This is a genomic window from Arachidicoccus sp., assembly GCF_050436765.1.
Taxonomy (GTDB): Bacteria; Bacteroidota; Bacteroidia; order Chitinophagales; family Chitinophagaceae; genus Arachidicoccus.
Genome location: NZ_JBNQGD010000129.1, coordinates 1 through 9956 on the forward strand (window position 1 = coordinate 1; position 9956 = coordinate 9956).

Annotated in this window: 11 protein-coding genes; 7 read left to right on the plus strand and 4 right to left on the minus strand. The window is 36.2% G+C overall.

Annotated elements, in window-relative coordinates; translation table 11 throughout:
* Window positions 1-2439 (minus strand): MGH1-like glycoside hydrolase domain-containing protein (locus ACQR30_RS05360; protein WP_429732357.1); only part of this gene is annotated, 2439 nt, incomplete at its 3' end.
* Window positions 2440-2577: 138 nt separating this feature from the next.
* On the opposite strand from ACQR30_RS05360, the gene ACQR30_RS05365 reads away from it, so the two are divergent.
* Window positions 2578-3666, plus strand: a complete 1089-nt coding sequence (locus tag ACQR30_RS05365) for a DUF3810 domain-containing protein (protein WP_429732360.1) — start codon at window positions 2578-2580, stop codon at window positions 3664-3666.
* Between the two features lie 2 nt (window positions 3667-3668).
* Here the strand turns inward: ACQR30_RS05365 and ACQR30_RS05370 are convergent, their stop codons facing one another.
* Window positions 3669-4790 carry a hypothetical protein gene (locus ACQR30_RS05370; RefSeq protein ID WP_429732362.1) on the minus strand — a complete coding sequence of 374 codons (1122 nt, stop codon included), beginning with the start codon at window positions 4788-4790 and terminating at the stop codon, window positions 3669-3671.
* Window positions 4791-4910: 120 nt separating this feature from the next.
* Here ACQR30_RS05370 and ACQR30_RS05375 point away from each other — a divergent pair, with 120 nt between their 5' ends.
* The 6 genes from ACQR30_RS05375 to aroQ all read left to right on the plus strand — a co-directional run bounded on the left by ACQR30_RS05375 (window position 4911) and on the right by aroQ (window position 9331).
* Window positions 4911-5342: a DUF1573 domain-containing protein gene (locus ACQR30_RS05375; RefSeq protein WP_429732365.1), complete on the plus strand. Its 432-nt coding sequence runs from the start codon at window positions 4911-4913 to the stop codon at window positions 5340-5342.
* A gap of 43 nt (window positions 5343-5385) precedes the next feature.
* Window positions 5386-5790, plus strand: coding sequence for a DUF1573 domain-containing protein (locus tag ACQR30_RS05380; protein ID WP_429732368.1), 405 nt, complete (start codon window positions 5386-5388; stop codon window positions 5788-5790).
* A 139-nt stretch (window positions 5791-5929) separates the two neighbouring features.
* On the plus strand, window positions 5930-7030 hold the full coding sequence (carA, locus tag ACQR30_RS05385) for a glutamine-hydrolyzing carbamoyl-phosphate synthase small subunit (RefSeq protein ID WP_429732370.1): 1101 nt from the start codon (window positions 5930-5932) through the stop codon (window positions 7028-7030).
* Window positions 7031-7143: 113 nt separating this feature from the next.
* Entirely contained in the window at window positions 7144-7890 is a 747-nt protein-coding gene (locus ACQR30_RS05390; RefSeq protein WP_429732373.1) for a sulfite exporter TauE/SafE family protein, read from the plus strand.
* A gap of 322 nt (window positions 7891-8212) precedes the next feature.
* Window positions 8213-8872 carry an HD domain-containing protein gene (locus tag ACQR30_RS05395; protein WP_429732376.1) on the plus strand — a complete coding sequence of 220 codons (660 nt, stop codon included), beginning with the start codon at window positions 8213-8215 and terminating at the stop codon, window positions 8870-8872.
* Window positions 8873-8911: 39 nt separating this feature from the next.
* Window positions 8912-9331 (plus strand): type II 3-dehydroquinate dehydratase, encoded by a 420-nt coding sequence (aroQ, locus tag ACQR30_RS05400; RefSeq protein ID WP_429732379.1) that lies wholly within the window; start codon window positions 8912-8914, stop codon window positions 9329-9331.
* Window positions 9332-9506: 175 nt separating this feature from the next.
* Here the strand turns inward: aroQ and ACQR30_RS05405 are convergent, their stop codons facing one another.
* Window positions 9507-9623, minus strand: coding sequence for a 30S ribosomal protein THX (locus tag ACQR30_RS05405; RefSeq protein ID WP_119985128.1), 117 nt, complete (start codon window positions 9621-9623; stop codon window positions 9507-9509).
* A 107-nt stretch (window positions 9624-9730) separates the two neighbouring features.
* The gene (locus ACQR30_RS05410; protein WP_429732383.1) at window positions 9731-9955 is read right to left on the minus strand and encodes an HU family DNA-binding protein; all 225 of its coding nucleotides are present in this window, start codon (window positions 9953-9955) and stop codon (window positions 9731-9733) included.
* Between the last annotated feature and the right edge of the window lies 1 nt (window position 9956).

Consider the following 9956-nt stretch of genomic DNA (forward strand, 5'->3'; position numbering starts at 1 on the left):
GTTTTCATCTTTTAAAAACAAACTGATGACACGTTTGGTGAGTTCAGTCGCAATCTCCGTTAAGGTAAGTTCTTCTCCTGAACCCGTCGGATATTCCACCCGTAAACTATCTCCATAAAAGCGCCCATATTTTACAATACTTTGAATAAGCAGATAGTTAATAGGAATCCAAATAGGACCGCGCCAGTTGCTGTTCCCGCCGAAAAAATCAGACGTAGCATCTCCCGGATCATATTGAATACCATAATCTACGCCGTCAATGGTCACCTTATATGGATGATGTTCATGATATTTTGAGAGCCCTCTAATGCCGCCTTCACTTAAAAATTCTGTTTCATTCAAAACTCTTTGCAGCAGATGTACCAGGCGCTCTTTAGGTATAAGTGATAATAATATTCTATCACTACCATGTTTTTCTTCGTTGGGCCAAAATTTATTGTTTTCTTTTCGATAATTTTCAAACCAAGAAATACGCTTTGTAAAATCTTTCAGATGATGCAATGCCTGCTTTTTAATTACTGAAACTGCGAACATGGTTGTCAGACCCACAATGCTTTGAATGCGCAAGTGAAGTGGTTGATCATCTTTTACAGCCAATGTATCGTAATAAAACTTATCTTCTTCATTCCACATACCCAACTCATTGAGTGCCTCGGCAATTAATACAAAATGTTCAAAAAACTTGGTAGCCGTATCTTCAAATGAAATATCGTACAATGATATTTCCAGTGCCATGTCCATCATATTCAATGCATACATCCCCATCCAACTGGTGCCATCGGCTTGTTCCAATGCCATTTCACTATGCAAAGGCATATTCCTATTAAAGACGCCGATATTGTCCAATCCCAAAAAGCCTCCTTCAAATATATTATTGCCATTGGGATCTTTTCTATTAATCCACCATGTAAAATTGATTAATAATTTTTGGAAAATTCTTTTCAGGAAAACAACATCACCTACCCCCTTTTGCCGCTTTTCAATATGATATATTTCCATCGCGGCCCAAGCTTGCAGTGGTGGGTTCACGTCGCTGAAACTCCACTCATATGCAGGTAACTGGCCATCGGGTTTCATATACCACTCGCGCATCATCAACGCCAGCTGGTGTTTGGCGAAAACCACATCAATACGCGCAATGGCAATGCAATGAAAGGCTAAATCCCAAGCAGCGTACCAAGGATATTCCCACTTATCAGGCATCAATATGATATCCTGATTTTTTAAATGTTGCCAATCCCAATTACGGCCTTTTTTACGCGCATCATTATTTTGAACTATACCGTCTGGTTGCGATAACCATTTTTCTATATCAAAATGATAATATTGCTTATTCCAGAGCAACCCTGCAAACGCCTGACGCTGAATATTTTTAATATCGTTGGATAGATGTTGTGGTATGATAGACTTATAAAATTCATCTGCTTCGCCCTTTCTTAATTGAAAAATATATTCAGATCCTTTCTCAAAAGGTTCTTCAATTTTTTCATTAGACAGGCGTAAATAAATGGTTTTAGTCTCTCCTGCCCGCAGATGCAAATGATATACAGGTGAAAATTTTGTACCCTCTGTATTGGCTTTTAAAGCCTTCACATTTTCCTTATGAACAATAGCTTGCTCAATAGCGTCTTTGGTAAAGGGATATTTATTTTCCCAACCAAAAAGCTTTTTATAATTCGTTTCATTCTCGGTAAAGTAGCTAGTTTCTGTGGGCGGAAAATAAAAGTAATAATCACTCAAGCGCGAATGCTCTGCGCATACAGCATTGTCGCCTGATCTTACCATTTTGGGTTTCGGGATAGAAGCGTCAAACTGCCAACGATTATAAAACCATAAAGTTGGCGAAACAGTTATCGGCGCTGAGCTTAAACCACGATTCTTAATTTCGATTTTTATCCCAATATCATTTTTAGCATACTTTGCATAAATAACAGACACATCAAAATAAGCATCATTGTTGAAAACACCGGTATCTAAAATCTCATATTCAGGTTCTAAGGGGGAGCGTCTTTTATTCTCTTCAATCAATTGCTCGTAAGGGAATTTCTGGTGTGGATATTTGTATAAGTAGTGCATGTAATAATGCGACGGAATATTGTCTAAATAGTAATAAAGTTCTTTTACATCCTCTCCGTGATTACCGTCATAATTGCCCAAGCCAAACAGCCGTTCTTTTAAAATATCATCTTTGCCATTCCATAACCCAACACAAAAACAAAGGTTTTGAAACATATCAGAAATGCCGGCTAGTCCGTCTTCCCCCCAACGGTAAGCTCGACTGGACGCGTGTGAGAAAGGAAAATAATTCCAGGCATCTCCATTTTCACTATAGTCTTCTCTTACGGTACCCCATTGTCTTTCAGAGAGATATGGGCCCCATTTTTCAAGAGGAATTTCTGTTTTGGCATTTGCGAATAATCTTTGGTATTCAGCGGTCATATTTAGTTCATTTTTCTATAAAGGGGGATGAAGGTACATAAGTTTTAGTCATTATAGGATGCCGCTATTTTAATACATTTTTACCGTTAGATTGATCCATATTTTTTGGATAAATATGCTATCTTAGAAAAAATTTTGATGAAGACATTTTTTTATAATAAAAAAAATATTGCATTAATCATATTAGGCATTCTATCCATTTGCCTTCATCTATTTTCTACAAATAAGGGATTAGTCGAGCAATATTATTCGAATGGCCTGTACCCTCTAATTGGTAGTGCATTACGCCGTTTAACCGGGCGCCTGCCGATAAGCATAGGAGATGTTTTGTACACGATATTTGGTTTATTTTTAGTAATCCGATTATTTAGATTTTTCAAAAAAGTATTCAAAAAGCAATTGACTAAGCAATATGCGAAAGCGTCTATTTATACAATTCTTTTCTGGTTCTTTTTTGTCTATTTCCTATTTAACGCTTTATGGGGATTAAATTATAATCGACTCGGCATCTCTTCACAACTACATTTAAATCCAACCAGCGATTATTCTACGCAGGCCTTAGATTCACTCACACAAACATTAATCCACAAAACAAATGAAAACAGATTAGCACTGGGGGAAAAAATAAAATACCCAAATACCACCACTATTTTTAATGAAGCTGTGCAAGCTTATCATAATATTGAAAAAAAATATCCTTTTTTGCACTACCAAAATCCTAGCATCAAAGTACCCGTGTACAACACTTTGGGAAGTTATCTAGGCTATAGCGGCTATTACAATCCATTTACCGGCGAAGCACAAGTAAATACTGTATTACCAAAATTTGTATTACCCTATGTCACCTGTCATGAAATGGCACATCAGTTAGGCTATGCGACGGAAGACGAGGCGAACTTTACAGGATATTTAGCGGCTACCCAATCAGAAGATGTGTTGTTTAAATATTCTACCTATCTGGATTTATATAGATATGCCAATAATGAGTTGTGGTTTAGAGATTCTTCACTTGCCAAAGAAAATTATGCAAAACTAGACACCTTGGTAAAAACAGATTTACAATATTTGAGAAAATATTTATTGGCACATGAAAACCCCGTAGAAAGAGGCACAACTTATCTTTATAGTGAGTTTTTAAAAGCCAATCAACAACCGCAGGGTATAGATACGTATAACATAGTAACAGCCTGGCTTATAGCTTATCAGAAAAAGTACAAAATATTATAGAATTAAGATTCCTGAAGCCAATTCATTAATATATTTTTATTAGACTCATAACTAAAACTTGAAGAAATATGCAGCCCGTTTCGGATATGGACCAATCGCATATTCTCTGATTTATAAACATCAATCATAGCTTGTCCTATTTCGCTAAATGATTTGCCTTCGATAAAATAGGGCGCATCTTTTGCCAACTCTCTAATGGAAGGAGAATCGAAAGTCATGACTAATGTGTTACATTGCAAAGACTCAAATACGTAAGGCAAATCACTATCTCTACCGGTAAGCATCAAAAATCCATAAGCTGAGGCTAACAACAAATGATATTCAGATCGAGATAATTCTGAAAATAAAATAATGTCGTCTCTGAAATAATAAGAGTCTAACATTTCTTTAAAAACGATATTGTTGATGATTTTTACATCCATCAACATGATCAATTTCATCGAGCTATTCTGCCATTTTTTAAAATAAGAAAATGCTTTCAGATAAATAAGGATTTCATCTATGTTGTCTCCACTTGATTTCAACAAAAAGTATTCACAACCTTTACTGAACTTCTCTTTTGTCAACTCTTTATCCTCCCACGACAATATCTTAAAACTATCATGAGGGACGGGCTGTAAGGTTTTTATTTTGGCTGAAAGTCCTACATTTAAAATGGTTCCTAGCGTATCTATAGCTGAGGCGGAGTAGGTAAATACAAGTGAAGCATTAGTCACATTTTGAGCAATACGCTTTAAACTCAATTGCTGCCACCGAGTGGCCTTTTTTGGATTGATAAAATATTCCATCCCAAATAGCATCATTATCTGGGGCTGCCGAATCATTTTATGAGACCCTAATAAGCCATTTAAATAAATAATCTTTTCGACATTTAACTGTTTTATAATCTTCGGTAAATGGACAGCATACCAAAGTTTCATCATTATTTCGTTATCGTCGGGCGCGTCTACTACATACAATGTATCTCTTTTCCCATAGGTATGGGTATTTAATTTTTCGTCGTCCTGTAATTCACATACAATACCACCACGCGACAAAAAATCATTCACAATAATGTTATATATATAAGTGGCATAAGAGAATTCGTTTAACGATTCTCTTTGTTTTACAGTCATCCAACGCATAGAAAGCAAAGTTAAAAATCCATTTAAAACTGAAAAGTATTTTTATAAAACAAATGATAACCCTATTTTTGTTTTCATCATGGATCCAAATTTTTGGAACAATAAATGCAATAACCCTTCATGAAAAGAACAAATATATTAAATATATTAATTATATTTATATTATGTATAGGAGGAATAAACGCTCAATCAGTTAAAGTCGCGCCTCCAATCAATGGTTATAAATACATTCAAATTAATGATGCAGATCACAATTTTGGCAATTTTACCTACGGCAAAGCTATTGGATATTCCGTAAAAATGAAAAATATTAGTGAAGATACTTTACAACTCACTAATGTGGTTGTTAGTTGCGGTTGTACAACGCCCGAATATAAGGTCGGAAATTATGCGCCTGACAGTTCAATTAATATGCATATTGGGTTTAATGGATATACTGAAGGGAAGCTCAATAAAACCATGAGTGTATTATTTCAGGACAAAGGAAAACCCTTTGTAATCATACTTCGCTTTAGGGGAAACGGCATCAAAAAAGAATCTGCAACAAAATAAACTTTTTATACTTTCAATTATCAAACATAAAAATTCTAAAAAAATGAAAAAAATATTGTTCGCTGTTGTGATACTATTTATTTGTACGACTGCTCTTAAAGCACAAGATAGCATCAAAAATACGGCTGTGCCACAAGCCCATTTTAATGAACTAAAACATGAATTTGGGAATATTCCACATGGTATTCCGGCAACCACAAAATTTACTTTTGAAAACAAAGGTAAAACGCCTTTGATTATTGAAACAGCTACCGCTACCTGTGGTTGCACTACGCCCATTTACCCTAAAGCTCCCATTTTACCTGGTAAAAAAGGGGACATCGAAGTTACTTATAATGCTCAAGCCATGGGTCATTTTGTAAAAATGGTAGATGTAAAATTCGCTCAATTTAACCGACCTGTGAACTTAGTTATCAACGGCGACGTGGTCGCGAAATCTGACAAATAATCATATATAGGCAAATAATATATTTCTTATTTATAAGCGACAATTCTTCAGATTGTCGTTTTTTGTGCCATCTTTTGCATAAAAAATATAGGAGAAGTCATCAAAATGCGTTTTTTTTGCACAACGAAAATTTATAGAAATGTCAGCAACTCCCGCCATCTTACTCTTAGCCGATGGGCATGTCCTTCACGGAAAATCTTTTGGAAAAATAGGCACCGCGGCAGGTGAAATATGCTTCAATACCGGAATGACCGGCTATCAGGAAGTATTTACCGACCCAAGTTATTACGGCCAGATACTCATAATGAACAATGTACATATTGGAAATTACGGCACGAAAAATACAGATGTAGAAAGCTCCTCAGTAAAAATAAAGGGATTAATTGGTCGCAATCTTGAAGATAAATATTCTCGCATTCAAGCAGATAGCTCTTTAAGCGACTATCTTATTAAAAATAATATTGTATCCATCGCGGATATAGATACCCGCGCCCTGGTTACCTACATTCGCAACAAAGGTGCAATGAACTGCATCATCTCTTCAGAGATAACAGATATAGAGGAATTGAAAGCTAAGCTTGCCAAAGTACCTGAAATGGAAGGACTGGATTTAGCAGACGAAGTAACGACTAAAGAAGAATATGAATTAGGTAATCCAACCTCACCAATCAAAATTGCCGTGCTAGATTTTGGCATCAAAATGAATATCTTAAAAAATCTTACTAATCGTGGAGCGCACGTAAGAGTACATCCGGCACATACTCCTTTAAAAAGATTAAAAGAGTTCTCCCCCAACGGCTATTTCCTTTCTAATGGTCCTGGTGATCCGGCTGCGATGCCTTACGCGATAGCAACCGTAAAAGAAATTATTCAGGAAGGTCTTCCTGTTTTTGGAATTTGTTTGGGCCATCAGTTATTGGCTTTAGCCAATGGAGTACCTACTTATAAAATGCACTTAGGTCATCGTGGACTTAATCATCCGGTAAAAAATAAAATCACCGGATTGAGCGAAATAAGCACACAAAACCACGGTTTTGCTGTGGATGCCGATAAGATCAACGAACACAAAGAGTTAGAAGTTACGCATGTTAATCTTAATGACGAAAGTATTGAGGGCTTTAGAATGATTAACAAACCTGTTTTCAGTGTACAATATCATCCGGAAGCAACCCCTGGTCCACACGATAGCCGTTATTTGTTTGATGACTTCATCAAAGAAATAAAGAAAAATATCAAATAGTATTTAAAAGAATCTATCAATGGCCCACTTCGGAAGAAATGGGCTTTTTTGTACTTGTTATTTATTCATATGTCCTCACCCTATATCGAAGTAACCTTTCAATAGAATCAAAGATGAATCCAACGATTTCTCTTATTCTTCTTATTAGTTTTATTGCGTCCCTGGTAAGGTCAACATTTGGATTTGGCGAATCTTTAGTGGCTGTACCATTATTTCTTCTCTTTTTGCCCATAGAGATTGCCGTGCCATTATCGGTTATGCTATCTGTCATTATCGCGTTTGTGGTGGTCGTACAAGACCACAAAAAAATTCATTTTAATAGTGCAAAGTGGTTAATATTTTATGCGGTACTTGGATTGCCTATAGGCGTTGCAATTCTAGTTTACGGAAATGAACGTTTTATCAAGATCGGATTAGGGGTATTAATACTGATTTTTGCGCTCTATTCACTTTTTGCCACGGGTCATAACACACCCGGAAAAGATAATAAGCTCTGGCTGTTTTTCTGCGGTTTTTTATCAGGAATTTTAGGGGGTGCTTGTGGATTAAACGGACCTCCCTTGGTGATCTACGGAAAAAAAAGAAATTGGAGCGCTAAACATTTCAGAGCAACATTGCAAGCCTATTTTTTCCCCGTAAGCCTTATTAGTTTGGCCGGGTATTACTTCAAAGGGCTTATCAATTTCGAAGTATATCAATATACGGCAACAAGTTTAGTTACAGCCATTCCGGCCATTTTTATCGGGAGATATATCAATCATAGATTAAGGGACGGTTCTTTTTTTAGATATGTTTATTGGGGGCTCGTATTGGTAAGTGCCCTACTCATCATAAGTTCTTTCATGCACAAGACGCATTAATCTATAAACTGTAAAGGAGAACTTTAACTAACAGATTTGTAGTATAACCCCTCTTGGTGTTGAAAAATAGTACAAAATTCTACTTACTGGCATCCGCTTGCAGAAATTAAAAATTACAAAACATCACAATGCAATTGTTGAGATAACTTTCGTGCACGGCTTGCACCAGATTAGTAAATACAAGGATGCTTTCCGAATGCCCCATTTAAAAATTCATTGATGTCTGGAAGTTCAGGTGTACTGACCAGCACTACATGCCATAAATTGCCCTAAATTGTCCTTAACCTCAATAATTCCTTCCCAATTATGTAATTTTGGCCCAATGAATACCTCGCTTATAAAAAATACCGAACAATTCGTACAGCAAACTTTGCGAAATGCCGAAGGAGGCCATGACTGGTTGCACATTCAGCGTGTATGGACCAACGCACTAGAAATTGCAAAGACAGAAGATTGTAATAAAGAAATAGTGTCTCTGGCAGCTTTACTCCACGACATTGCAGACAGTAAATTTCACGACGGCGACGAAATTATTGGCTCGACTACAGCGCGTCGCTTTTTGGAAAATGAACAGGTAGACGAGCCTACTATTTCTTCCGTAACGCAAATTATACAGAATATTTCTTTCAAAGGAGGGAAAGAGCGGCGCAGTTTCAGTTCTATAGAGCTCGATATCGTACAAGATGCGGACAGACTAGATGCCATGGGTGCCATAGGCATTGCACGCGCTTTTAACTATGGAGGTTTTAAAAACAGAGCGTTGTACAACCCTGATATTCTACCTGATCCTAATCAATCTAAACAAGCCTATAAAAATACGACCGCCCCTACCATCAATCATTTTTATGAAAAACTCCTGCTGCTAAAGGATTTAATGAATACAAAAAGAGGAAAAGCAATGGCTGAAGAAAGACATAATTTTATGCTTACCTTTTTAAAACATTTTTTTTCAGAAGTAGGAGAAAAAGGATTCATCATTTAAATACTTAATTTCACGCCACCATCTTCTAAAAAAGAAATTATGCAAATAGCTATTATCAACGGACCCAACTTAAATTTATTAGGCACAAGAGAACCTGAAATATACGGCTCACTTACCTTCGAACAATATTTCGAAGCATTGAAATCAAAATTCCCTCAGGTTATATTTCATTATTATCAATCAAATGTAGAAGGTGAACTCATTAATGAAATTCAGAGAGTCGGATTTGATTTCGATGGAATAGTTTTAAATCCGGCGGGTTACACGCATACTTCTGTGGCACTCGGCGACTGCATTGCGGCGATCAAAACGCCCGTTATTGAAGTTCATATAAGTAATATTCACGCTCGTGAAGAATTTAGAAAAATCTCACTCGTTTCAGCCAAATGCAACGGTACGATAGCCGGACTTGGTTTGATCGGGTATGAGTTGGCGACCAGATATTTTTTAAATAAATAAAATCGCCTTTCTGGCTGGGCAATTCCAACGATTAAGTAAAGAAAAACTTTCTTCTTTTACATACCTGTGCTTTTTATAGAAGCAAAAAATATCTTCTATAAAATAAAAAAGCGGCAAAACTTTCATTCCTAAAAGTTACCGCTCAATTAGTTTGCAATTAAAAAGTGCGAATCGCCTAATCTTTTTTTGCAGCTTCTGCTTTTTTAGCTTTAGCTGGTCTTGCTGGACGGCATTTACCAAAAGAAGCCATAAAAATTTTTCCCTTCTTTGTTTTTTTATCTCCTCTTCCCATTTTTATTTTTTATTAATTTTTATAATGAATGCAAAAATGCACAATATTTCCCAAATAAAAAAGCAGAAGCTTGAACTCCTGCTTTTAAAACTATTTCTTCAAATAAATTAAATTTTTGAAGAAAGGTCTTTACCGGCTTTAAAACGAGCAACTTTTTTTGCTTTAATTTTCAAAGGGGCACCTGTTTGCGGATTGCGTCCAGTACGGGCAGCACGCTTAGATACAGAGAAAGTACCAAAACCAACCAAAGTTACTTTATCACCTGATTTCAAGGTTTTTTGCACTGTAGTTGTGAATGAATCTAATGCAGCATTTGCTAGCGTGTTGGTAATA

Excerpts from the sequence above, each read along its gene's own strand:
- ACQR30_RS05375 (WP_429732365.1), top strand. The coding sequence starts at position 4,911 with ATGAAAAGAACAAATATATTAAATATATTAATTATATTTATATTATGT.
- ACQR30_RS05390 (WP_429732373.1), top strand. The coding sequence starts at position 7,144 with ATGAATCCAACGATTTCTCTTATTCTTCTTATTAGTTTTATTGCGTCC.
- ACQR30_RS05405 (WP_119985128.1), bottom strand. The coding sequence starts at position 9,623 with ATGGGAAGAGGAGATAAAAAAACAAAGAAGGGAAAAATTTTTATGGCT.
- aroQ (WP_429732379.1), top strand. The coding sequence starts at position 8,912 with ATGCAAATAGCTATTATCAACGGACCCAACTTAAATTTATTAGGCACA.
- carA (WP_429732370.1), top strand. The coding sequence starts at position 5,930 with ATGTCAGCAACTCCCGCCATCTTACTCTTAGCCGATGGGCATGTCCTT.
- ACQR30_RS05365 (WP_429732360.1), top strand. The coding sequence starts at position 2,578 with ATGAAGACATTTTTTTATAATAAAAAAAATATTGCATTAATCATATTA.
- ACQR30_RS05380 (WP_429732368.1), top strand. The coding sequence starts at position 5,386 with ATGAAAAAAATATTGTTCGCTGTTGTGATACTATTTATTTGTACGACT.
- ACQR30_RS05395 (WP_429732376.1), top strand. The coding sequence starts at position 8,213 with ATGAATACCTCGCTTATAAAAAATACCGAACAATTCGTACAGCAAACT.
- ACQR30_RS05370 (WP_429732362.1), bottom strand. The coding sequence starts at position 4,790 with ATGCGTTGGATGACTGTAAAACAAAGAGAATCGTTAAACGAATTCTCT.